Here is a 22,986-nt window from a genome sequence, read left to right on the forward strand (position 1 = left end):
CGGGTCGGAGATCGCGTGGGTACGGCGTTGCCGTGGAGACTGACGGGGGCGTCTCCGGGACTTTGACGGGGACGCGACGAGACACAGTCCGATGCGCTGGCGGAGGCACGATGTCCGAGACCGGTACGGCGGCCCAGGGGGCCGGTGGCGAACCCCAGGGGCACCGGGGACAGCGGGAGAACCGGCTGAAGCGCAGTCTGGGCTTCAGGGACCTGGTCGTCTACGGGCTGCTGTTCATCGCGCCGATGGCGCCGGTCGGCGTGTTCGGCACGCTGGACGCCAAGTCGCACGGCGCGGTGGCACTGGTGTACGTCGTCGCCACGATCGCGATGGCGTTCACCGCGTTCAGCTACGCCCAGATGGTGCGGGTGGTCCCCCAGGCGGGGTCGGTGTTCGCCTACGCGCGCGCGGGGCTCGGCAACGGGGCCGGGTTCATCGCCGGCTGGATGGCGATGCTGGACTACGTCCTCATCCCGGCGGTGGCGTACCTGTTCTCCGGCATCGCCATGGAGGCGCTGGTTCCCGAGGTGTCCAGGTGGGTGTGGACGGCGATCGCGGTGGCCGTCACGACCGCGCTGAACCTGTGGGGGGTGCGCGCGGCGGCCCGGGTGGGTTTCCTGGTGCTCGCCATGGAGATCGTGGTCCTGCTGGTGTTCGTGGTGGCGGCGGTCGTGGTCCTCGCGCGCGACGGGTCCGAGCGGGGCTGGCTGTCGCCGCTGACCGGGGACGGCACGCAGGGGGCGTTCGCGCTGTCGGCGGTGGTCGGCGCGGTGTCGGTGGCGGTGCTGTCGTACCTGGGCTTCGACGCGATCGCGACGTTCGCGGAGGAGGTCACCGGGGGTTCGGCGAAGGTCGCGCGGGCGCTGCTGTTCTGCCTGGCGCTGACGGGCGTGCTGTTCATCGCGCAGACGTACCTGGTGGCGCTGCTGGAGCCGGTGTCGTCGGCGCGGCTGGCGGCGGAGCCCGAGCGGCAGGGGTCGGCGTTCTACGACGCGGTGGACGCGTCCGTGGGGACGTGGCTGCACGACCTGGTGGCGGTGAGCAAGGCGATCGGCGCGGCGTTCGCGGCGCTGGCCGGGCAGGCGGCGGCCGGGCGGCTGCTGTTCGCGATGGGCCGCGACCGGCGGCTGCCGAAGGCACTGGCGCGGACGGACTCCGGGGTGCCGCGCGTGGCCCTGCTGGTCGCCGCCGTGATCACGATGGCGGCGGCGGTGTGGGCGGCGCGGCGGGACGACGGTCTCGACCATCTGGTCTCGGTGGTCGACGTCGGCGCGCTGACCGCGTTCACGCTGCTCCACGCGAGCGTGGTGGGCTGGTTCGCGGTCCGGCGTGGCTCGGGCCCGGTCAGCTGGTGGCGTCATGTGCTGATCCCGGTGCTCGGTGCGGCGATCACCGTCGCGGTGATCGTGGAGGCGTCGGGGACCGCGCAGGTGGTCGGGGCGGTCTGGCTGGGAGTGGGGCTGGTGGTACTGGCGGTGCAGGCACGGGGGAGGAACCGACGGGAGCGTGAGCCTGCGGGAGCGTGAGCCGGTCGGACGGGGCCCGGGAAGCGGGAACGTGAGCCGGTCGGACGGGGCCCGGGAAGCGGGCGCCGCGCGCGGGGCGGGTTGTCACACCCGGCCGTTACGCTCGACCGCATGGCTGCCAACTCGTCTCCCGAAAGCCCTCTGCCCGTGGGTGAGGTGTCACGGCTGATCGGGGGCTGGATCGACCGGCTCGGCGCGGTGTGGGTCGAGGGGCAGATCACGCAGCTGTCCCGGCGGCCGGGCGCGGGAGTCGTGTTCCTGACGTTGCGCGACCCGTCGTACGACATCTCCGTGAGCGTGACCTGCTACCGGCAGGTGTTCGACGCGGTGGCGGACGTGGTCGGCGAGGGCGCGCGGGTGGTCGTGCACGCCAAGCCGGAGTGGTACGCACCGCGCGGGCAGCTGTCACTGCGGGCCGCCGAGATCAAACCGGTGGGTGTCGGGGAGCTGCTCGCGCGTCTGGAGCAGCTGAAGAAGGCGCTCGCGCGCGAGGGGCTGTTCGCGCCGGAGCGGAAGAAGCCGCTGCCGTTCCTGCCGCGGCTGATCGGCCTGGTGTGCGGGCGGGCCTCGGCGGCCGAGCGGGACGTCCTGGAGAACGCCCGGCACCGCTGGCCCGCCGTCCGCTTCGAGGTGCGCAACGTCCCCGTGCAGGGCGTGCACGCGGTGCCGCAGGTGGTGCAGGCGGTGAAGGAGCTGGACGCGATGGACGACGTGGACGTGATCGTCGTCGCGCGGGGTGGCGGCAGCGTGGAGGATCTGCTGCCGTTCTCCGACGAGCAGCTGGTACGGGCGGTCGCCGCGTGCCGTACGCCGGTCGTCTCGGCGATCGGGCACGAGCCGGACAATCCGCTCCTCGACCATGTCGCCGACCTGCGCGCCTCCACGCCGACCGACGCCGCGAAGAAGGTCGTACCGGACGTCGGCGAGGAGTACGAGCGGGTGCGCCAGCTGCGGGACCGCGCGCGGCGGTGCGTGGCGGCGTACGTCGACCGCGAGGAGCGGGGCCTGGCCCATGCCCTGGCCCGGCCGTCGATACAGGATCCGCACCGGATGCTCGACGAGCGGTCCGATCAGGTGGCGGCGCTGCTGGAGAGGGCCCGCCGTTCGCTGCGGCACCACCTCGACCGCGCCGACTCCGAGCTGACACACACGCACGCGCGCGTGGTGGCCCTCTCCCCCGCCGCGACCCTGAAGCGCGGGTACGCCGTACTGCAGCGGGCCGACGGCCACGCCGTCCGAGGCCCCGGCGAGGTGCAGCCGGGCGAGACGCTGCGCGCACGGGTTTCCGAGGGTGATTTCTCCGTACGAGTCGACGCATAAGGTGGGTGGATGACCAGCGAGGTGGAGCAGCCGACGGCCATGTCCGAGGCGCTCGGGTACGAGCAGGCGCGGGACGAGCTGATCGAGGTCGTACGGCGGCTGGAGGCCGGCGGTACGACGCTGGAGGAGTCCCTCGCCCTGTGGGAGCGGGGCGAGGAGCTGGCGAAGGTCTGTCGCCGCCGGCTGGACGGCGCCCGTGCCCGCCTCGACGCGGCACTGGCCGACGAGGAGGCGGGGGCGGAGGACGGCGACGGGGGCGAGTAGTCGCCCCCGGGCCTGACGGAGCCTCGCCGGTCCCGGCGGTGCTTGTCGCTCCGGGCTTGTCGGCTCCGGCAGGGCCTCGCCGGTCCCGGTGGAGGTCTCCCCTACAGGCCCGGCCGGCCCCCACCGGCCCGGCGAGGGTCCGACCGGCGCGTCGGGGCCCCACCCGGCCGGCGAGGCCCGACCGCCCTACTTGGCGCTGTCCTCGGCGAGGGTGTGCGCGACGAGCGCGTTGGCGTGCCCGTGGCCCAGCCCGTGCTCGGCCTTGAGCCACGAGACGAGCTCCATGTGCTTGGTGAGCGGCGAGGAGCGGATCAGCTCCTTCCATTCCGCGACCGGACGGCCGTACTTCTTCTCGATCGACGGGAAGTAGGAGGCCGGGCCCTTCACGGTGGCGGTCATGTCGATGCGGTCCCATCTGTACGAGGCGGTGGGCGGTGTACTGCCGTGTATGACCTCGGCCGACGGGAGAAGTGATCGCCCGGCCGGTGTGATCCGCGTCACCCCACCTCCAGGGCGGTGAACCGGGGCCACGCCGCTTCCGGCCCGGCGTCGTCCGCGATGCCGGTACTGAGGACGAAGCCGCCCGCCCCCTCCGCCGGTTCCCGCCGGTCCGCTTCCAGGGTGAGGCGGTGGGTGCCGTCGATCACCACGCGCACCTCCTGCGGTGTCACGGAGACGCTCACGCTGTGCGAGGCGGCGGGGTCGAGGTGACGGGTCGGCCCGGTACGGGCCCGTCCGGACCCGCGTTCGGTGAGGTGCGCGGTGTTGCGGCCTACCCACAGCGTCGTGGGGTGATCGCTGCCTGCCCGCACGGTGATGGTGACACCGGCGCGCTCGTGCAGTCGTCCGGCGGTGGCGCGCAGGTGGTACGCGGTCCAGTCGGCGGTGGCGATCGGACGGTAGGCGGCCTGGACGTGGTGGGTGCCGCGCGGCTGCGGGGCCGTACCGGTGAGCGCGCCGAGCCCGGCCCGCACGGGGCCGCCCGACACCTGCCAGTGTTCGGGGTGGGACAGCGGCCGTCGGACGTCGGAGGGCCGCACCGGGGTCCGGTGGGCGATGTCTCTCAGCAGGGCCGCCGGGGTGGTGTCCCGCATGACCTCCAGGCGCTGGATCTTTCCGGCCGCGGCCGATCGCGGCCCCGGCGGAAGCGGCCGGTCCGCACTGTTGGTGAGCGTGGCCGTGAAGTGTTCGCGCAGCAGTGCGCGGAGTGCGTCCGCCCCGCGCGGGCCGAGGTTGCTGTCCTCCAGACGCTCGGAGAAGGGGTAGGCGAACAGCTCCGGCCGGGGCAGACCGTGCCGGGCGAACGCGGCCGCCGACCGGTCGATGTCCGCCGCGACGCGACTCCGGTACTCACGGTCGGTCTCCAGCCGCTCCTCCCCTTGCAGCCACAGCCGGTTGGTGAGTACCGGCGCCCGGCGCCCGGCCGCGTCCACCGCCGCGCGGGCGTGGCTGAGGTCGGTGTGGGCCTGGAAGTCCCAGCGTCCCGAGCCCGCCATCCGTTCGATCTCCGCCCAGGACAGGTAGTACGGCCGGTGGGTGCCGACCTGCCCGGTGATCAGGTAGGCCGCCGCCTTCATCCGGTGCCGGGCCAGGATCCGGTCGGCGTGCACCCACAGCCCGTGCGTGCCGTCGTCGAAGGTGAGGTAGACGGTGCGCGGCGCGGGGGTCCGGCCGGTGCGCAGGAAGTCGGTGAACTCCCGGGTGGACAGCGTGCGGTAGCCGGCCTCGCGCAGGGCGCGCAGCTGGGCGTCGAAGTGCGCCGCGGAGACGGTGTACCGGCTGCGGTCGTCGGGGCCGATGTCGTGGTAGGCGAGGACGACCGGCGCGTTCCCGGCGGGAGCCGCCTTCGCGTCCGCGCCGGCGGCACCGTGCGCGAGCGGTGGCGGCGGCGCCTGGTGGGCCACCGCGCGCCGGAAGGCGTCGTACTTCCAGGCCGCAGTGAAGGGCAGCGCGACCAGGGCCAGCGCGAGCAGTCCGAGGGCCGCGCGCAGCAGCGGCCGGCGCGGTCGGCCGGCAGTGGAGCCGTCGCGCTTCACAGCGGGCGTCCTCGGGTGATGACGAACAGGTAGACCAGCGCGATGACGGCGAGCGTGACGCCGACGGTGAGAGCACGGCCCAGCCCGTGCAGGAGGCTTCTCATGCGGCGGCGCTCCTCGGACTTCCGGCGCTCCTCGGACCTTTGACGCTCCTCGGACCCTCGGCACTCCTCGGGCTTCCGGCTTTCCCCGGGCTTCCGGCTTTCCCCGGGCTTCCGGCTTTCCCCGGACTTCCGGCATTCCTCAGGCTTCTCATGCGGCACTCCTCGACCAGACGTTGCGGCGCAGGGTGAGCAGGGCGTACGGCAGCAGCCAGGCCAGTACGCAGCAGGACAGCAGGCTCATCAGGGGCCGGCAGCGCCAGGCCCGGTCCCTCGGGTGGTCGAACCGGTAGGCGATGCCCCAGACGCAGCCCTTGAGGAGGACCCCGCACAGGTAGAGCAGGGTCAGCACGGCGGCCAGGTTCAGCGGAGCCCACACCAGGTGCCGTACGACCAGTGCCGGCGCCGCGATCACCCACAGGGCGTGCCCGTAGTACAGCGCGGCGGCGGCCGGGCCCCGGCGCCACATGAAGCGGCCGGTGAAGAACAGGTTCCGGATGAAGCTCTTCTTCCAGCGGATCTGCTGGCGCAGGAAGGAGGAGGGCCGCGACGGCACCCGGGTCCACACGCGGGCGGCGCGGGTGTAGCCGACCTCCCAGCGCAGCTCGGGGTAGTCGTGCTCGCTGACGAAGGGGGAGTCGGCGTGCCGGTCCTTGAGTGCGCGGCCGTGCCAGGCCTGGCCCAGGACGTAGCCGGTGAGCTGGCGGTCGGTGGCGAAGCGGAAGGGGGCGCCGAGGAAGCGGTCCTCGGCCCAGGCGGGCAGGTAGTTGTAGATCGCGTCGCGGCGGAACGCGGCCAGCGGACCGGAGACGCAGGACACCGAGCCGAAGGCGGCCTCGGCGGCCTTGGTGATCCGGAACTGGCCCTCGTACCAGACGTCCTGGACGCGGGCCAGCAGTCCGGCGTCGGTGTTGAGCGCCCGGCAGTGTCCGCTGACCGCACCCAGTTCCGGGTGCCGGACCAGCGCGGTGACGCAGTGCCGTACGGCGTCCGGTGCGATGACGCAGTCGGAGTCGGTGAACAGCAGGACGTCCCCGTCGGCGACGGCGCAGGCGCGGACGAGCGCGCCCTTCTTGCCGAGGTTCTCGTCCAGTCGGATGAGGGTGAGCGGCAGTTCGTCGGCGAGGCGGCGCAGTACGTCCGCCGTGCCGTCGTCGGAGGCGTCGTCGACCACGACGAGCTGGAGGTCCGGGTAGTCGACGGCGGCCATGGAGCGCACGCAGTCCTCGATGTGCTCGCGTTCGTTGCGCACGGCCAGCAGGAAGCTGACCCGGGGCTGTGCCGGGAGGGCCGGGAACGCCTGGGCGTGGCGTGGGCGCCGGCGCAGGAGGCGTACGGCCGGGTCGTCGTAGCGGCTGTAGGCGAGGTGGAGGAGGCAGATGGTGCCGGCCAGGACGGTCAGGCCGTAGAGCGTGAGCAGGTCGAAGCCGTGCGGCAGGCGGACGGCGCGGCGGGCCAGGAGCAGGAGGAGGGGTAGCAGCGCCAGGAGGGTGAGCAGTCGTACGACGTCGCGGCGGACGCCGGGGTCCAGGGCGTCCAGCCGGGTGCCCAGCCGTTGGCGGGCGCCCGTTCGGAGGGGGGTGGCCGGCACGCGGCCCGGGCGGAGGACGGTCATGCCGTGACCTCGGCCTCGGCCGTGACCTCGGCCTTCCCCTCGACCTCGGTCTCCTGCTCAGCCCGGCCCCCCGCCGTGAGCCCGGTCCCCGACGTGCTCCCGGTCCCCGACGTGGTCCCCGCCCTTGTCGTGGCCCCGGCCGCCGCCGTGACCCCGGACCCCGCCGCGGCCCCGGTCCCCGCCGCGGCCCCTGCCATGGCCAGGGCTCCGCGCTGCCGGGTGTCCAGGACGGACGGGGCGTCGGCGGCGCACAGCCAGGTCAGGTCGTGCACGGGGTGGACGGTGTGCAGGACGACCAGGTCCCAGGGGCGGGTGTGGGGGTCGGGCACATGCTGCAGCAGGCTCGCGCCGACGCCGATCGTCGGCACCAGGGGGTCGCAGTAGGCGACGTCCGCGCCGGCCGCGGCCAGCCCGGCGAGGATCTCCAGCGCGGGACTCTCCCGGACGTCCGCCACGCCCTCCTTGTAGGCGACGCCGATCAGCAGCACCCGTGCGCCGCGCGCGGGGACGGCGGACCGGGCCAGCTGCTCCAGGGCGCGTTCGGTGATCCGCCCGGGCCGTGCGGTGTTGGCCGCGAGGGCGGTGGCCACGACCGGGGCCTGCTGCCGGACCCTGCCGAGCTGCCAGAGCAGGTAGTGGGGGTCGCAGGGGATGCAGTGGCCGCCCACGCCGGGCCCGGGGTAGAAGGGCATGAAGCCGTACGGCTTGGTCGCCGCCGCCTCGATGACCGGGACCGGTGCGAGGCCGAGGACGTGGCAGGCGTCGGCCAGTTCGTTGGCCAGGGCGATGTTGACGGCACGGTAGGTGTTCTCCCAGAGCTTCGCCATCTCCGCGGTCTCGGGATCGGCGACCGTCCGGATGAGGGAGGCCGTCGGTGCCAGCAGGGCGGCCGCGGCCCGGGTGCTGTGCGGTCCCGCGCCGCCGACCAGACGCGGGGTGCGTTCGGGGGTGTGGCGCTCGTTGCCGGGGTCGATCCGCTCGGGGGCGAAGGCCACGTACACGTCCTCGTCGACGACGAGTCCGCGGGCCCGCAGCGGTTCGACGAGCAGGTCACGTGTGGTCCCCACGTAGCTGGTGGAGGTGAGCACGATCAGCTGTCCGGGCACGGCGTGCTCCACCACCGAGGCGCAGGCGGCGGACAGTGCGGTGAGGTCGGGTTCGCGCCGGGCGTCGACGGGGGTCGGCACGCAGATGACCACGGCGTCCGCGGCGCCCACGGCGGTGGGGTCCGAGGTGAGCCGGAAACCGTCTCCGGCCGAGGCGCAGGCGAGTTGCGCGTGATGCAACGGGAGGAGGTCCACGGCTCCCCGGGCGATCGCCCGCAGTCGGGCGGGGCTGCTGTCCACGCCGACGACCGTCGCGCCCGCGTCCGAGAGGGCGAGTGCGGTGGGCAGTCCCACGTAGCCGAGTCCGACGACAGCGACGGTGAGTCCGGTTACGTCATCATTTGACTTGAATTTCACATCGCCATATAGACGCAGTTCCCCCGCGCACCACTCGTCCGACACGCGAGGCGTCGCAGCCCTCCGGCTCCTCGTCACTCCGGCGGCCGTGTGAAGCGGATCACCGCCCTCCTGTTTTGGTTGAAGCTTGAACTTCTTTGGCGTAGCGTCGTTCCCGTCAACGGCTCCGCACCGATCCACGCGGAACCGAAGCACCCCCGAGGAAGATCACGCATGTCTCTCGTTCTTGACCCCACCGCCCAGGACCTGCTGTTCCGCGAGGCCCGCACCGCGAACACCTTCACCGACGAGCCGGTGACCGACGAGCAGGTGCAGGCGATCTACGACCTGGTCAAGTACGGCCCGACCGCCTTCAACCAGTCACCGCTGCGCATCACGCTGGTCCGCTCCCCCGAGGCCCGCGAGCGTCTCGTCCAGCTCATGGCCGAGGGCAACCAGCCCAAGACGGCCGCCGCACCGCTCGTCGCGATCCTCTCGGCGGACAACGAGTTCCACGAGGAACTGCCGCAGCTCTTCCCGCACTTCCCGCAGGCCAAGGACGCCTTCTTCAGCGAGCGTCCGGCCCGTGAGGGCGCCGCCCTGCTCAACGCCTCCCTCCAGGCCGCCTACTTCATCGTGGGCGTCCGCGCCGCGGGCCTGGCCGCCGGCCCGATGACCGGCCTCGACTTCGAGGGCGTCCGCAAGGAGTTCCTGGACGACGACCACACGCCGCTGATGGTCGTCAACATCGGCCGCCCGGGCCCGGACGCATGGTTCCCGCGCTCGCCGCGCCTGGCGTACGACCAGGTCGTCACCACGGTCTGAGAGCGGCACCCCGGCGGATTCCGGGGCCCCTGCACCCCGCGCGCACGACGAAGCCCCCGGTACGTCACCGGGGGCTTCGTCGTGCGCGGGGAGTGCGGCGACGACTCGGACCACCGCGCGGAGCACGGCGGTGACTCACGCCACCACGCGAAGTACGGCCGCCACCACACGAAGTGCGGCGGTGACTCACGCCACCGCGCTGAGCACGGCGGCGGCTCACGCCAGTTTCAGCGCCGCCGCCATCTCGTTCAGCTGGTCGAACGTCCCCGTGCCCGCCACGACCGTCGTCGCACCCTTCACGCCGTCGGTGTCGTGCAGCACCAGCGCGTCGTACCGGCCGCCCGTGTACCGGGTCCACGTCCGGCCGCCGATCTCCTCGGTCGTCCCGGTGCGCTGCGCGCCCTGGCTGGCCTCGTCGATGAACTCGGACGGCTTCTCCGTGGACTGCTCGATCGCCACGTACTCCCCGTCGGGCGCGCGGTAGCCCAGGTGCCAGGCGTCGAACTCGTCGCCCCGGTAGCGGACCAGGGTCGGCTTCCAGTCCTTGGACAGCCCCTCGGGCGCCGCCACCGGATACGGTGCGGCGCGGCGCGCGGTGACCAGCTCGACCGAGTAGTCGACCCGCTTGAGGTCGGGCTCACCGTCGTCGTCGTGCGGGATGAAAAGCCACATGACCAGTCCAGCGAGAACGATGACGCCGAGGGAGAGGACCATGTCCCGGGCCGTCTTCTGCTTGCCTTTCGTACCTGCCACGCCCCCTATCGTCGCAGGTCCCCGGTGCGCTCAAACGTGGGGTCCCCTGCTCATTTAGTCAGACTGGCGATAGAGTCGGGGCACACCCTCATCCGGCCGTCGTCGTATCAGAAAGGTGCGTTCCGATGACCGAGCATCATCTGCCGTCCGAGCTGGACGTCCCCTCAGAGGCCCCCGACCGCAACCTCGCCATGGAACTCGTACGGGTCACCGAAGCCGCGGCCATGGCCGCCGGCCGCTGGGTCGGGCGCGGTGACAAGAACGGCGCCGACGGTGCCGCGGTGCGCGCCATGCGGACCCTCGTGCACACCGTCTCGATGAACGGCGTCGTCGTCATCGGCGAGGGCGAGAAGGACGAAGCCCCGATGCTCTTCAACGGGGAGCGGGTCGGCGACGGCACGGGCGCCGAGGTCGACATCGCCGTGGACCCGATCGACGGGACCACGCTCACCGCCAAGGGCATGACCAACGCGATCGCGGTGCTGGCCGCCGCCGAGCGCGGCTCCATGTTCGACCCGTCCGCGGTCTTCTACATGGACAAGCTGGTCACCGGGCCGGAGGCCGCCGACTTCGTCGACATCAACGCGCCCGTGTCCGTGAACATCCGCCGGATCGCCAAGGCCAAGCGGCGCACCCCCGAGGACGTCACGGTCGTCATCCTCGACCGGCCGCGGCACCAGAGCCTCATCAAGGAGGTCCGGGAGACCGGCGCCCGCATCAAGCTGATCTCCGACGGCGATGTGGCCGGCTCCATCCTGGCGCTGCGCGAGGGCACCGGCATCGACCTGCTGCTCGGCGTGGGCGGCACCCCGGAGGGCATCATCTCGGCCTGTGCCGTGAAGTGCCTGGGCGGCACCATCCAGGGCAAGCTGTGGCCCAAGGACGACGGGGAGCGGCAGCGCGCGATCGACGCCGGGCACGACCTGGACCGCGTGCTGACCACCGACGACCTCGTCTCCGGGGACAACGTCTTCTTCGTCGCCACCGGGATCACCGACGGTGAGCTGCTGCGGGGGGTGCGGTACCGGTCCGAGACGGCCACGACCGACTCGATCGTGATGCGGTCGAAGTCGGGCACGGTGCGGCGGATCGACTCCGAGCACCGGCTGAGCAAGCTGCGGGCCTACAGCGCGGTGGACTTCGACCGGGCGAAGTGACGCCGCCGGCGGTGCGGCGCGCCCGCTGAAGTGGGGGGGCACCGCGGTGTGGCGGGTGCGGGTGCGTCGTGGCCGGTCGAGTCCACGCGGCGGAGCCGCACGGTGTCGGCGCCCCGCGCCCCTCGGGTTTCCGGCCACCCGGCGCCAAAAGGGCGCCCTCTGTGCGGAGAGGGTGCCCTTTCGCGTGCGTGCGTCCTAACCGGCCGCCGCTATGTGACCCGTCGTGCGGGCCGTCTTCTTCAGCTCGACGTCGCGGCGACGGCGGCGGGCCAGGACCACACGGCGTTCGGCGGCGGTGAGGCCGCCCCAGACTCCGTAGGGCTCGGGCTGCAGCAGGGCGTGCTCGCGGCACTCGACCATGACCGGACAGCGGGCGCAGACCCGCTTGGCCGCCTCCTCGCGGGAGAGCCGGGCGGCGGTGGGCTCCTTGGAGGGTGCGAAGAACAGTCCGGCCTCGTCGCGCCGGCACACCGCCTCGGTGTGCCAGGGAGCGTCTTGGTCCCTGTCCCGCACGGGCACCCGCTGGGCCGGAACGGCGGCTACCTGCAGGGACGAATGCGGCGGTTGCAGCACGGTCTACTCCTGACGACGGCTTCGCGAGCGAGAGACGATGCGTCAAGGCTTACCCGTTGTACGCGCGCCTATGCACTGGGTTCCCGACCGCCACCGGCGCCGGGCTACAAGTGCTTGCGCAAACCCTTGTCCACCTTCCGGTGCACCCGGTCGAGGATGTCCGCGACGAGCTTGCCGCGTTTGGGACGCGCCTCGACGCTGCCCAGCACGGCCCAGCCGTCCACGTAGACGACGGGGGCCTCGGCCTCGGCCGAATCGAGGGCGTGGACCTCGAAGTTGCCGAGCACCCCGCCGCCCGCGCCGCGCAGCGACACGTTCTCCGGGACGCGCACCTCGACGCTGCCGAAGACCGAGAACGCCTTGATCACGACCTGCTGGTGCTCGAAGACCGCCTCGCTGAGGTCTATCTCGACGCTGCCGAAGACCGCGTACGCGTGGATGCGCCGGCTCGCCCGCCAGCGGCCCTTGCGGACGGCGCTGCTGAACACCGCCACCACGTTCTCGTCGGGGTCCGCGGGGATGGCGCCCGCGGTGGGGCGGTCGGGGACCGGGGCGGAGGCCGTGTCCCGCCCGGCGTGCGCGGCGGGCAGGTCCCGCACGAAGACGTCCAGCTCGCCGACCGTCCGGGCGGTCAGCACGCCCTCGACGCGCTCGGCGTGCTCCTCGGCGGTGAGCCGCCCCTCGGCGAGGGCCTCGCGCAGCATGTCGGTGATGCGGTCGCGGTCGGCGTCCGAGGCGCGCATCTCGGAGACCCGCGGCGCGGTGCCGCGCGGTGCCGCGTCCTGCGGTTGGGCGTGCTTGTGAAGGTCCACGGCAGCAGCGTACCGAAACGCGATAGATCGCGACCAGCCCTGTGGACAACCTTGTCACATCCCGCGCCCCCCTCCGCGTGACTCCCGTCGCGGCTACTGAGCCTTACCTCACAAGCCCGCCGCCGACCGCAGGTTTTACGCTGGTTGACGCTGCCGATGGAGGCCAGCCGTCGTTGCTGAGGAATCCAGCCGCGCGTGATGCCGAGTGAGGAATGGGCGAGATGCCTGAGTTCGCGTACACCGATCTGCTCCCCCAGGGAGAGGACACCACTCCGTACCGGCTGGTGACCTCCGAGGGCGTCTCCACCTTCGAGGCCGACGGGCGGACGTTCCTCAAGGTGGAGCCCGAGGCGCTGCGCAAGCTGGCCGAGGAGGCCATCCACGACATCCAGCACTACCTGCGCCCGGCCCACCTGGCGCAGCTGCGGCGCATCATCGACGACCCCGAGGCGTCCGGCAACGACAAGTTCGTGGCGCTGGACCTGCTGAAGAACGCGAACATCGCGGCGGCGGGCGTCCTGCCCATGTGCCAGGACACCGGCACGGCGATCGTCATGGGCAAGCGCGGCCAGAACGTCCTGACGGCGGGCGGCGACGAGGAGGCCCTGAGCCGGGGCATCTACGACGCGTACAAGAACCTGAACCTGCGCTACTCGCAGATGGCTCCGCTCACCATGTGGGAGGAGAAGAACACCGGCTCGAACCTCCCGGCCCAGATCGAGCTGTACGCGACCGACGGCGGCGCCTACAAGTTCCTGTTCATGGCGAAGGGCGGCGGCTCGGCCAACAAGTCGTTCCTCTACCAGGAGACGAAGGCCGTCCTGAACGAGGCCTCCATGATGAAGTTCCTGGAGGAGAAGATCCGCTCGCTCGGTACGGCCGCCTGCCCGCCGTACCACCTGGCGATCGTGGTCGGCGGTACGTCCGCCGAGTACGCGCTGAAGACCGCGAAGTACGCCTCCGCGCACTACCTGGACGAGATCCCGGCCGAGGGCTCCGAGCTCGGGCACGGCTTCCGGGACCAGGACCTGGAGGAGAAGGTCTTCGAGCTGACGCAGAAGATCGGCATCGGCGCGCAGTTCGGCGGCAAGTACTTCTGCCACGACGTGCGCGTGGTGCGGCTGCCGCGGCACGGGGCCTCCTGCCCGGTCGCCATCGCGGTGTCCTGCTCCGCGGACCGGCAGGCGGTCGCGAAGATCACCGCCGAGGGCGTCTTCCTGGAGCAGCTGGAGACCGACCCGGCGCGCTTCCTGCCGGAGACGACGGACGAGCACCTCGACGAGGCGGGGGACGTCGTGAAGATCGACCTCAACCGGCCGATGGACGACATCCTGGCCGAGCTGACCAAGCACCCGGTCAAGACCCGGCTGTCCCTGACCGGCCCGCTGGTCGTGGCCCGCGACATCGCGCACGCCAAGATCAAGGAGCGGCTGGACGCGGGCGAGGAGATGCCGCAGTACCTGAAGGACCACCCGGTGTACTACGCCGGTCCGGCGAAGACCCCGGAAGGGTACGCGTCCGGGTCCTTCGGTCCGACGACGGCCGGGCGCATGGACTCCTACGTGGAGCAGTTCCAGGCGGCCGGCGGCTCCAGGGTGATGCTGGCCAAGGGCAACCGGAGCAAGCAGGTCACCGACGCGTGCGACGCGCACGGCGGCTTCTACCTCGGCTCCATCGGCGGCCCGGCGGCCCGGCTCGCGCAGGACTGCATCAAGAAGGTCGAGGTCGTCGAGTACGAGGAGCTCGGCATGGAGGCGGTCTGGAAGATCGAGGTCGAGGACTTCCCGGCGTTCATCGTGGTGGACGACAAGGGCAACGACTTCTTCCAGGACCCGGCGCCGGCGCCGACGTTCACGTCGATTCCGGTGCGGGGTCCCGGACTCGCCTGACAAGCGGTGGTGACGGTTCGCCTCCACGGGGAACAGTGGTCGGGTCGCGGACGCTGTGAGACGTGGAGGTGATCGTCGATGACCGACGAGCAGGACAGGACCGAGTACCGCACCGAGCACGACTCCATGGGCGAGGTCCGCGTCCCGGCGGACGCCAAGTGGCGGGCCCAGACCCAGCGGGCGGTGGAGAACTTCCCCGTCTCCGGGCAGCGCATCGAGCGCGCACACATCGAGGCGCTCGCCCGGATCAAGGGCGCGGCGGCCAAGGTCAACGCCGAGCTGGGGGTCCTGGACAAGGACGTCGCCGCCGCGATCCAGGCGGCGGCGGGCGAGGTCGCCGAGGGGAAGTGGGACGAGCACTTCCCCGTGGACGTGTTCCAGACGGGGTCGGGGACCTCGTCCAACATGAACACCAACGAGGTCGTCGCCACCCTCGCCACCGAGCGGCTCGGCCGGGACGTGCACCCCAACGACCACGTCAACGCCTCCCAGTCGTCCAACGACGTCTTCCCGTCCTCCATCCACATCGCCGCCACCGCCGCCGTCACCCGTGACCTGATCCCGGCCCTCGACCACCTCGCCGGCGCCCTGGAACGCAAGGCGGCGGAGTTCGCCGACGTGGTGAAGTCCGGGCGTACGCACCTCATGGACGCCACGCCGGTCACGCTGGGTCAGGAGTTCGGCGGGTACGCGGCCCAGGTGCGGTACGGCATCGAGCGGCTTCGGGCGTCGCTCCCCCGCCTCGCCGAGCTGCCACTGGGCGGCACCGCCGTCGGCACCGGCATCAACACCCCGCCCGGCTTCTCCGCCGCCGTCATCGAGGAGGTGTCCCGCGCGACCGGGCTGCCGCTGACCGAGGCGCGCGACCACTTCGAGGCGCAGGGCGCCCGGGACGGCATCGTCGAGACCAGCGGGCAGCTGCGGACCATCGGCGTCGGCCTGACGAAGATCGCGAACGACCTGCGGTGGATGGCGTCCGGTCCGCGCACCGGGCTCGCGGAGATCTCGCTGCCCGACCTCCAGCCGGGGTCGTCGATCATGCCGGGGAAGGTCAACCCGGTGATCCCCGAGGCCGTGCTCATGGTCGCCGCCCAGGTCACCGGGAACGACGCGACCGTCGCCGCCGCCGGAGCGGCCGGCAACTTCGAGCTCAACGTCATGCTGCCGGTCATCGCCAAGAACGTACTGGAGTCGGTGCGGCTGCTCTCGAACGTCTCGCGGCTGCTCGCCGACCGCACCGTCGACGGCGTCGTCGCCCACCGGGACCGGGCCCGCGAGTACGCGGAGTCGTCGCCGTCCGTGGTCACACCGCTCAACAAGTACATCGGGTACGAGGAGGCCGCCAAGGTCGCCAAGAAGGCGCTGGCGGAGCGGAAGACGATCCGTCAGGTCGTGCTGGAGGGCGGCTACGTCGAGCGCGGCGACCTCACGAACGAGCAGCTGGACGAGGCACTGGACGTACTGCGGATGACCCGTCCGTGACCGGACGGCCCGTCGTGGAGGCGGGCGCTCGTGGTGGACGCGGGCGCTCGCCGTGGACGCGGTCGCCCGTCGCGGGCGCTCGCCGCGATCACCGGCGCGCCGCGTGGCCGGGACACCTAATATCTGTCCATGACAGACGGTGAAGCGGTGAGCGCGGCGGCAGAAGCGGAGGCGGAGGCCGGCGGTCCGGCGGCCCCGGCGGCGTACTGGGCGCCCGGCAGTCACATCCTGTGGCGGTACCGGGAGAACGGCGGCCCGCACCTCCACATCGCACGCCCCGTCACCGTCGTACAGGACGACGCCGACCTGCTCGCCGTGTGGCTGGCACCCGGCACCGAGTGCGTGAAGCCGGTGCTCGCCGACGGCACGCCCGTGCACCTGGAACCGCTGGCGTCGCGCTACACCAGACCGCGCGCCGTGCAGCGCGACCGGTGGTTCGGCACGGGTGTGCTGAAGCTGGCGCGGCCGGGCGAGCCCTGGTCGGTGTGGCTGTTCTGGGATCCGGGCTGGCGCTTCAAGAACTGGTACGTGAACCTGGAGGAGCCGCTGACCCGCTGGGAGGGCGGGGTCGACTCCGAGGACCACTTCCTGGACATCTCCGTCCACCCGGACCGCACCTGGCACTGGCGGGACGAGGACGAGTTCGCGCAGGCCCAGCGGGACCGGCTGATGGACGCCCGGCTCGCCGGGCGGGTGCGCGCGGCGGGGCGCGCGGCGGTGGCGGAGATCCGCGCCTGGGGCTCCCCGTTCGCGGACGGCTGGGAACACTGGCGACCTGATCCCTCCTGGGCGGTACCTTCACTCCCCGGGGACTGGGACCGCACGCCCGCGCACGCGTCCTCATGAGACCCTTGTTACGCCCCCGGGCGGGAACCGTAGGATCGTCCTCCGCGAGGAAGCGCGGCAGCAACCGGCGGAGCGTGCGCTGTGCTTGACCGATCGTCACCGAGGGGCGGCAGGACGTGAGCGAAGGGTACGAGGGCAACACGGATACGGGCCGCAGGCGGTCCGCCGGTGACACAGGAACAGCCTCTGACCACGCGGGAATCCCGTTCCCGGGGCACGTATTCCGGGTATCGGGAATTCCGCGGGACGTACTGCACGCGCCGCGGGCAGTCCCGGACGGATGGATTCGACACGCGTGACGGAGCACCCGACCTCCTTCGACCGCCCCCCGACGGGCGGCGACCCCACGGATCCCCGCGGGGCGCTCCTGCCTGCCCCCGTGCCGCGCGCCGTTGAGGCCGCGTTACCGGCACAGGGACGCACCGGGGAGACGCCGCCCACCGCGGGCGCGGACTCCCCCGGCGCCTTCGAGCACGCCCAGCCGGGCGCCGAGCAGGCCGCCGAGCCCGGCACGCACCGTCCGCGGCCCGCGCCCGAGGGCGTACCGGTCCAGCCGGGCGGCGCGCCGACCGCAGCGGGGACCCTCCCCGGAGCCGCTCCCGGCCCCGGGGCGCCGGCGGGGCCGGAGCGCCGTGCCGCGCCGCTCGACCCGGACCGCCGCACCGGGCAGCCCACCGCGCCCGGACGGCCCACGCCCATGCGGCGGGACGGGGACCGGCTGCGGTTCGTGGGGGCCGCGACCCGGCGGATCGCCCGGGGCATGGACCTCGACGAGATCGTGATGGGGCTGTGCCGGGCCACCGTGCCGACGTTCGCGGACGCGATCCTCGTCTATCTGCGCGAGCCGCTGCCGGTCGGCGACGAGCGGCCCACGGGCCCCTTGGTGCTGCGGTTGCGCCGGACCGACCGGATTCCGGCCGAGCGGGACACCGAGGGCGGGTTCACGCCCGCGGCCCAGCCCGAGCCCTCCGAGCTGGAGACGGTCGGCTCCGAACTGTGCGAGGTGCGGCCGGGCAGCGCGCTCGCCGAGGTGCTGCGCGGGGTGCGCCCGGTGTTCACGGACACCCCCGCCGCCCGCGCCGCCCTGCCCGAGCTTCTCGGTGACGGCGAGGACTTCGCCGTACCCGACGGCCGGCGGGCGATCCTCGCGCCGCTGCGCGGCCGGCGCCGGGTGATCGGGGCCGCCCTGTTCCTGCGCGGCCCCGAACGCATCGCCTTCGAGGCCGACGACCTGCTGGTCGCCGCCCAGCTCGCCACGCACAGCGCGCTCGGCATCGACAAGGCGGTGCTGTACGGGCGGGAGGCGTACATCGCCGACGAGCTGCAGCGCACGATGCTCCCGGAGAACCTGCCGCGCTGCACCGGCGTGCGGCTGGCCTCCCGCTACCTCCCGGCCGCCGAGACGGCACGCGTCGGCGGCGACTGGTACGACGCCATCCCGCTGCCCGGCAGCCGGGTCGCGCTGGTCGTCGGGGACGTCATGGGCCACTCGATGACGTCGGCGGCCATCATGGGCCAGCTGCGGACCACCGCGCAGACCCTGGCCGGGCTCGACCTGCCCCCGCAGGAGGTGCTGCACCACCTCGACGAGCAGGCCCAGCGCCTGGGCACCGACCGCATGGCGACCTGCCTGTACGCCGTGTACGACCCGGTATCGCACCGCATCACCGTCGCCAACGCCGGACATCCGCCGCCGGTGCTGCTGCACATGGACGGCCACGCCGAGGTGCTGCGGGTGCCCGCGGGCGCCCCGATCGGGGTCGGCGGCGTGGACTTCGAGGCCGTCGAGCTGGACGCCCCCGCCGGCGCCACCCTGCTCCTGTACACCGACGGGCTGGTCGAGTCCCGCCTGCGGGACGTGTGGACCGGCATAGAGCAGCTGCGGGAGCGCCTCGCCGCGACCGCGCAGCTCACCGGGCCGGACCATCCGCCGCCCCTGGAAGCCCTGTGCGACGAGGTGCTGGACATGCTCGGGCCGGGCGACCGGGACGACGACATCGCCCTGCTCGCCGCCCGCTTCGACGGCATCGCGCCCAGCGACGTGGCGTACTGGTTCCTGGAAGCCGATGACACCGCTCCGGGCAGGGCCCGGCGCCTGGCCCGCCGCGCGCTGGCCCGCTGGGGCATGGAGGACCTGACGGACTCGGTCGAGCTGCTGGTCAGCGAGGTCGTGACCAACGCCGTGCGGTACGCCACGAAGCCGGTCACCCTGCGGCTGCTGCGCACGGACGTACTGCGCTGCGAGGTCGGCGACGACGTGCCGCAGCTGCCTCGGCTGCGGCAGGCGCGCGCCACGGACGAGGGCGGGCGCGGGCTGTACCTGGTGAACCGGCTGGCCCGGCGCTGGGGCGCGACGCGGCTGAGCACCGGCAAGGTGGTCTGGTTCGAGCTGAACCGGGGCTGAGGCCCGTACGTGCGAGAAGGGGCGCCCGGTCCGGGCGCCCCTTCTCGCGTGTTCCCTCGGCTACTGCTTCTGCCGGTCAAGCCCGGGGAAGAGCGGGTCCTCCGGCTCCGTCGACTCCCCGTCCGTCGGCGGCTCCGACGACGGGCTGCCCGACGGCGACTGGGACGGCGACTGGGACGGCGGTGCCTCGGTCGTCGGCTCGCCGGACGGCGGTGCCTCGGTCGTCGGCTCGTCGGACGGCGGTGCCTCGGTCGTCTCCTCCTGCGTCGGCGACTGGGTCGGCGACTCGCTCTGCGTGGGCGTGCTGCTCGGTTTCACCGCGTTGCCCTGCTTGGTCTCCAGGTCGAACTCGGTGACCTCGTCCATGACACCGAAGGTGTAGGCCGCCCAGATCTCCGCGGGGAAGCCACCACCGTTGACGCGGTGGTCGACGCCGCCCGCCTTGTACATCGCGACCTGCGGGTGCGGTGCCTTGTCGTCCTCACCGAACAGGCCGACCGAGGTGACCAGGCCGGGGGTGAAGCCGGTGAACCAGGCCGACTTGTTGTTGTCGGACGTACCCGTCTTGCCGGCGACCTGCTGGCCGTCGCGCAGCGGGTTCTCCCGCACGGACTTCTTGGCCGTACCGTCGTCGACCACGCCGGTGAGGACGGAGGTCACCGTGTCGGCGGCCTCCCGGCTGATGACCTGCTCGCCGATCGGGTCGGGGAACTCGACCGTGCGGTCCTTGTGCTCGACCGACTTCACGACGGCCGGGGTGACCTTCTTGCCGTGGTTGTCGAGGGTGGCGTAGACGCCGGCCATCTCCAGCGGGCTGGCACCCATACTGCCCAGGGTCTGCGCGGGCACGGCCTGCACGCCCTCGGTGTCCATGCCGAGGTCGCCGGCGACCTTCATGACCTCGGACATGCCGACGTCGGTGCCCATCTGAGCGAAGACGGAGTTGACGGACTTGTTCATCGCCTCCTGGACGGTGATGTCGCCGTAGTCGACGTCGTCCTCGTTGGGGGGTGCGAAGCCGACCTTGCGGTCGCCGTCCATCACGGGCCGCTTGCTCGTACCGTCGTACATCGTGTTGGCCGTGATCGGCACGCCGTCCTGGGTCTCGGCGTCCTGGGCCACGGCCGCGGCGAGGATCACCGGCTTGAAGGTGGAGGCGGGCTGGTAGTCGTCGCGGGTGGCGTTGTTCGTGTAGTGCTTCACGTAGTCCACGCCGCCGTACATCGCCAGGACCGAGCCCGTCTTCGGGTCCACGGAGACGGCGCCGGCCTGGACGTCGGCGTCGACCGCGCGCTTGGCGGGGTCCAGCTTGCTGGTGAGCCTGGTCTTGACCGCCTTCTCCAGCTCGGCCTGCTTCTTCTTGTCGATGTTGAGCGTGACGGTGTAGCCGCCGAGGTCCACCAGGGCCTTGGCCTGTTCCATGTCCTCGGCGGCGCCCTGGGCGACGAGCTGCTTCTTGAGCGAGTAGTTGGCGGCCTCGACCAGGTACCCGGTCTGCCCCTCCATCCCGGCGGCGGCCTTGGGCTCCTTGGGCTCCGGGAACTTCATGCCCTGGCGGTCGGAACCGCTCAGCCAGCCCTCCCCGACCATGTTGTCCAGGACGTAGTTCCAGCGCTCCTGGACGAGCTTCTTGCCGGTGTCGCTGGCGATCGCCCAGTCGTACTGGTTCGGTGCCTGGAGCAGCGCCGCGAGGTACGCGCCCTGCTCGACCGTCAGGTCCTCCGCGTCGACGCGGTAGTAGGACTGCGCGGCGGCCTGGATGCCGTAGGCGCCGCGGCCGTAGTAGCTGGTGTTGATGTAGCCGGCGAGGATGTAGTCCTTGGGCTTCTCCCGGTCCAGCTTCAGGGAGATGACCAGTTCCTTCAGCTTGCGCGTGACCGTCTGGTCCTGGGACAGGTAGTAGTTCTTGACGTACTGCTGGGTGATCGTCGAACCGCCCTGCGCGCCCTTGCCGGAGAGCGTGTTGAGCACACCGCGCGCGGTGCCCTTGAGGTCGACGCCGGAGTCCTTGTAGAAGGTCTTGTTCTCGGCGGCGACGAAGGTGCGCTGGACCTCCTTGGGCACCTTGGCCAGGTCGACGATCTCACGGTTGCGCTCGCCCGTGCGGGCCATGATGCTGCCGTCGCTGTACTTGTAGACGTTGCTCTGCAGCTCCGCCTCGGGGTTCCCCTCGGGGATCTCGATCACCATGTACAGGACGATGAAGGCGCCCATGCCGAGCAGGCAGAGGCCGAAGAAGGTACCGACGATCTTCTTCCAGGTGAACAGCCTGCGTATGCCGCTCTTCCCGCCCGCGCCCGACGGACGGCGGCGTTTCGGCGCCGCGCGGCGGCTACCGCGCTGTCGCGCTTTTCTCTCTTCCGCTCGTCCCATGGGTCCGATCCGCTCCGCTTCGGTCATGTGTGCTCACGTGTCACACAGGTTCGCCGCTCAGGTCAGCTCAGAAAGCTAACACCGGGAGATGTGACAAACGGCTGCCGATCCGGCCTTGTACGGACGTGAGAATCAGCACCCGCTCCTATGGAACCGACGTACGAGAGGGGTTCAGGGTTGCCGTCCCGGGGTAAAGTGATATCACTTAGCTAGACCGACGATATTCGCCGGGCGTGCACGAGCGCGCCTCGCGAGAACGGGGGAACCACCCATGTCCACACTCGACGCGCACGACGCCCCGCAGGTCACGGCGGATGTGCCCGAGATGCCGGCACCGCGGGTGCGCGAGATCCAGGCGCACAGCATCGGCGGCGGCCTCGCGCTGCTGCTGGGACTGATCGGGCTGGTCGCCGGCACCGGCCTGATCGTCGCCGCCACGGCGGTCGCCTCCGCCGGAGGGAAGGCCGCGCTGATCATCGCGGGCATCGTGATCGCCCTGGCCGCGTTCCTCGCGATGTGCGGGCTGAACATGGTGGCGCCGGGCGAGGCCCGGGTGGTGCAGCTCTTCGGGCGGTACCGGGGGACGATCCGGCAGGACGGACTGCGCTGGGTCAATCCCCTCACCTCGCGCACCAAGATCTCCACGCGGGTGCGCAACCACGAGACGGCCGTCCTGAAGGTGAACGACGCCTACGGCAACCCGATCGAGCTGGCCGCCGTCGTGGTGTGGCGGGTGGAGGACACCGCGCAGGCCAGCTTCGAGGTGGACGACTACGTCGAGTTCGTCTCCACCCAGACCGAGGCGGCGGTGCGGCACATCGCCATCGAGTACCCGTACGACGCCCACGACGAGGACGGCCTCTCGCTGCGCGGCAACGCCGAGGAGATCACCGAGAAGCTCGCCGTCGAGCTGCACGCGCGCGTGGAGGCGGCCGGCGTGCAGATCATCGAGTCCCGCTTCACTCACCTCGCGTACGCGCCGGAGATCGCCTCGGCGATGCTCCAGCGGCAGCAGGCGGGCGCGGTGGTCGCGGCGCGGCGGCAGATCGTGGACGGCGCGGTCGGCATGGTCGAGGCGGCGCTCGCCCGGATCAGCGAGCAGGGCATCGTGGAGCTGGACGACGAGCGCAAGGCGGCGATGGTGTCCAACCTGATGGTCGTGCTCTGCGGGGACCGCGCCGCCCAGCCGGTCCTGAACACGGGCTCCCTCTACCAGTGACGTCCTCCCCCGAAGGGCCGCCCCCGGAGCCCGGGGGGCCGCCCACACCGCGCCGGGCGCGCCAGCAGCGCAAGCAGGTGCTGCTGCGGCTGGACCCCCAGGTCTACGAGGCACTGGCCCGCTGGGCGGGCGACGAGCTGCGCTCGGCCAACGCCCAGATCGAGTTCCTGATCCGCCGGGCGCTCGCGGAGGCGGGCCGCCTGCCCAAGGACACCGGCCCGCTGCCACGCCGGGGCCGCCCGCCCCGGGGCTCGGACTCGGGCGCGGGGCCGCCGCCTCCGCCGCCCACTCCTCCCACCCCGCCGTCGTGACGACGACCAGGACGACAGGGACGACAGCCGGGCACACG

At 72.2% G+C, this 22,986-nt stretch carries 19 protein-coding genes; 11 read left to right on the forward strand and 8 right to left on the reverse strand.

Annotated elements, in window-relative coordinates; genetic code table 11:
- The first annotated feature begins 110 nt into the window (after window positions 1-110).
- The 3 genes from ACH4F2_RS24375 to ACH4F2_RS24385 all read left to right on the forward strand — a co-directional run bounded on the left by ACH4F2_RS24375 (window position 111) and on the right by ACH4F2_RS24385 (window position 3,110).
- Complete coding sequence (locus ACH4F2_RS24375) at window positions 111-1,526, forward strand: APC family permease (protein WP_398134855.1); 1,416 nt, start codon at window positions 111-113, stop codon at window positions 1,524-1,526.
- A 111-nt stretch (window positions 1,527-1,637) separates the two neighbouring features.
- Window positions 1,638-2,846, forward strand: a complete 1,209-nt coding sequence (gene xseA / locus ACH4F2_RS24380; protein WP_398134856.1) for an exodeoxyribonuclease VII large subunit — start codon at window positions 1,638-1,640, stop codon at window positions 2,844-2,846.
- A 9-nt stretch (window positions 2,847-2,855) separates the two neighbouring features.
- Window positions 2,856-3,110, forward strand: a complete 255-nt coding sequence (locus tag ACH4F2_RS24385) for an exodeoxyribonuclease VII small subunit (protein WP_398134857.1) — start codon at window positions 2,856-2,858, stop codon at window positions 3,108-3,110.
- 186 nt (window positions 3,111-3,296) lie between these two features.
- Here ACH4F2_RS24385 and ACH4F2_RS24390 read toward each other — a convergent pair whose 3' ends face one another.
- The 4 genes from ACH4F2_RS24390 to ACH4F2_RS24405 form a co-directional block, all read right to left on the reverse strand.
- Window positions 3,297-3,509, reverse strand: coding sequence for a DUF4287 domain-containing protein (locus ACH4F2_RS24390; RefSeq protein WP_398134858.1), 213 nt, complete (start codon window positions 3,507-3,509; stop codon window positions 3,297-3,299).
- A 98-nt stretch (window positions 3,510-3,607) separates the two neighbouring features.
- Window positions 3,608-5,146 carry a polysaccharide deacetylase family protein gene (locus ACH4F2_RS24395; RefSeq protein WP_398134859.1) on the reverse strand — a complete coding sequence of 513 codons (1,539 nt, stop codon included), beginning with the start codon at window positions 5,144-5,146 and terminating at the stop codon, window positions 3,608-3,610.
- A gap of 252 nt (window positions 5,147-5,398) precedes the next feature.
- Window positions 5,399-6,862 (reverse strand): glycosyltransferase, encoded by a 1,464-nt coding sequence (locus tag ACH4F2_RS24400; protein WP_398134860.1) that lies wholly within the window; start codon window positions 6,860-6,862, stop codon window positions 5,399-5,401.
- Window positions 6,859-8,325 carry a nucleotide sugar dehydrogenase gene (locus ACH4F2_RS24405; protein WP_398134861.1) on the reverse strand — a complete coding sequence of 489 codons (1,467 nt, stop codon included), beginning with the start codon at window positions 8,323-8,325 and terminating at the stop codon, window positions 6,859-6,861. Before ACH4F2_RS24405 ends, ACH4F2_RS24400 begins: the two co-directional genes overlap by 4 nt.
- Before the next feature lie 213 nt (window positions 8,326-8,538).
- On the opposite strand from ACH4F2_RS24405, the gene ACH4F2_RS24410 reads away from it, so the two are divergent.
- On the forward strand, window positions 8,539-9,129 hold the full coding sequence (locus ACH4F2_RS24410) for a malonic semialdehyde reductase (protein ID WP_398134862.1): 591 nt from the start codon (window positions 8,539-8,541) through the stop codon (window positions 9,127-9,129).
- 216 nt (window positions 9,130-9,345) lie between these two features.
- Here ACH4F2_RS24410 and ACH4F2_RS24415 read toward each other — a convergent pair whose 3' ends face one another.
- Window positions 9,346-9,882 (reverse strand): DUF4245 domain-containing protein, encoded by a 537-nt coding sequence (locus ACH4F2_RS24415; protein WP_398134863.1) that lies wholly within the window; start codon window positions 9,880-9,882, stop codon window positions 9,346-9,348.
- A 125-nt stretch (window positions 9,883-10,007) separates the two neighbouring features.
- On the opposite strand from ACH4F2_RS24415, the gene glpX reads away from it, so the two are divergent.
- Window positions 10,008-11,039 (forward strand): class II fructose-bisphosphatase, encoded by a 1,032-nt coding sequence (gene glpX, locus ACH4F2_RS24420; protein WP_398134864.1) that lies wholly within the window; start codon window positions 10,008-10,010, stop codon window positions 11,037-11,039.
- A gap of 195 nt (window positions 11,040-11,234) precedes the next feature.
- Here glpX and ACH4F2_RS24425 read toward each other — a convergent pair whose 3' ends face one another.
- Both ACH4F2_RS24425 and ACH4F2_RS24430 read right to left on the reverse strand, forming a co-directional pair.
- Window positions 11,235-11,612 (reverse strand): WhiB family transcriptional regulator, encoded by a 378-nt coding sequence (locus ACH4F2_RS24425; protein WP_055418078.1) that lies wholly within the window; start codon window positions 11,610-11,612, stop codon window positions 11,235-11,237.
- 104 nt (window positions 11,613-11,716) lie between these two features.
- Window positions 11,717-12,424, reverse strand: coding sequence for a DUF1707 domain-containing protein (locus ACH4F2_RS24430; protein ID WP_398134865.1), 708 nt, complete (start codon window positions 12,422-12,424; stop codon window positions 11,717-11,719).
- Window positions 12,425-12,645: 221 nt separating this feature from the next.
- Here ACH4F2_RS24430 and ACH4F2_RS24435 point away from each other — a divergent pair, with 221 nt between their 5' ends.
- The 4 genes from ACH4F2_RS24435 to ACH4F2_RS24450 all read left to right on the forward strand — a co-directional run bounded on the left by ACH4F2_RS24435 (window position 12,646) and on the right by ACH4F2_RS24450 (window position 19,045).
- The gene (locus ACH4F2_RS24435) at window positions 12,646-14,313 is read left to right on the forward strand and encodes a fumarate hydratase (RefSeq protein ID WP_398134866.1); all 1,668 of its coding nucleotides are present in this window, start codon (window positions 12,646-12,648) and stop codon (window positions 14,311-14,313) included.
- A 78-nt stretch (window positions 14,314-14,391) separates the two neighbouring features.
- Window positions 14,392-15,795 (forward strand): class II fumarate hydratase, encoded by a 1,404-nt coding sequence (locus tag ACH4F2_RS24440; RefSeq protein ID WP_398134867.1) that lies wholly within the window; start codon window positions 14,392-14,394, stop codon window positions 15,793-15,795.
- A gap of 129 nt (window positions 15,796-15,924) precedes the next feature.
- Window positions 15,925-16,641, forward strand: coding sequence for a DUF402 domain-containing protein (locus ACH4F2_RS24445; RefSeq protein WP_398134868.1), 717 nt, complete (start codon window positions 15,925-15,927; stop codon window positions 16,639-16,641).
- A 280-nt stretch (window positions 16,642-16,921) separates the two neighbouring features.
- Window positions 16,922-19,045 (forward strand): SpoIIE family protein phosphatase, encoded by a 2,124-nt coding sequence (locus ACH4F2_RS24450; RefSeq protein ID WP_398134869.1) that lies wholly within the window; start codon window positions 16,922-16,924, stop codon window positions 19,043-19,045.
- A 60-nt stretch (window positions 19,046-19,105) separates the two neighbouring features.
- Here ACH4F2_RS24450 and ACH4F2_RS24455 read toward each other — a convergent pair whose 3' ends face one another.
- Window positions 19,106-21,418: a transglycosylase domain-containing protein gene (locus ACH4F2_RS24455; RefSeq protein ID WP_398134870.1), complete on the reverse strand. Its 2,313-nt coding sequence runs from the start codon at window positions 21,416-21,418 to the stop codon at window positions 19,106-19,108.
- Between the two features lie 271 nt (window positions 21,419-21,689).
- Between ACH4F2_RS24455 and ACH4F2_RS24460 the strand changes: the two genes are divergently transcribed.
- Both ACH4F2_RS24460 and ACH4F2_RS24465 read left to right on the forward strand, forming a co-directional pair.
- Window positions 21,690-22,637: an SPFH domain-containing protein gene (locus ACH4F2_RS24460; protein ID WP_398134871.1), complete on the forward strand. Its 948-nt coding sequence runs from the start codon at window positions 21,690-21,692 to the stop codon at window positions 22,635-22,637.
- Window positions 22,634-22,948 carry a hypothetical protein gene (locus ACH4F2_RS24465; protein WP_398134872.1) on the forward strand — a complete coding sequence of 105 codons (315 nt, stop codon included), beginning with the start codon at window positions 22,634-22,636 and terminating at the stop codon, window positions 22,946-22,948. Before ACH4F2_RS24460 ends, ACH4F2_RS24465 begins: the two co-directional genes overlap by 4 nt.
- Window positions 22,949-22,986 lie beyond the last annotated feature (38 nt).

The organism is Streptomyces sp. NPDC017890 (assembly GCF_044328675.1).
Lineage (GTDB): Bacteria > Actinomycetota > Actinomycetes > Streptomycetales > Streptomycetaceae > Streptomyces.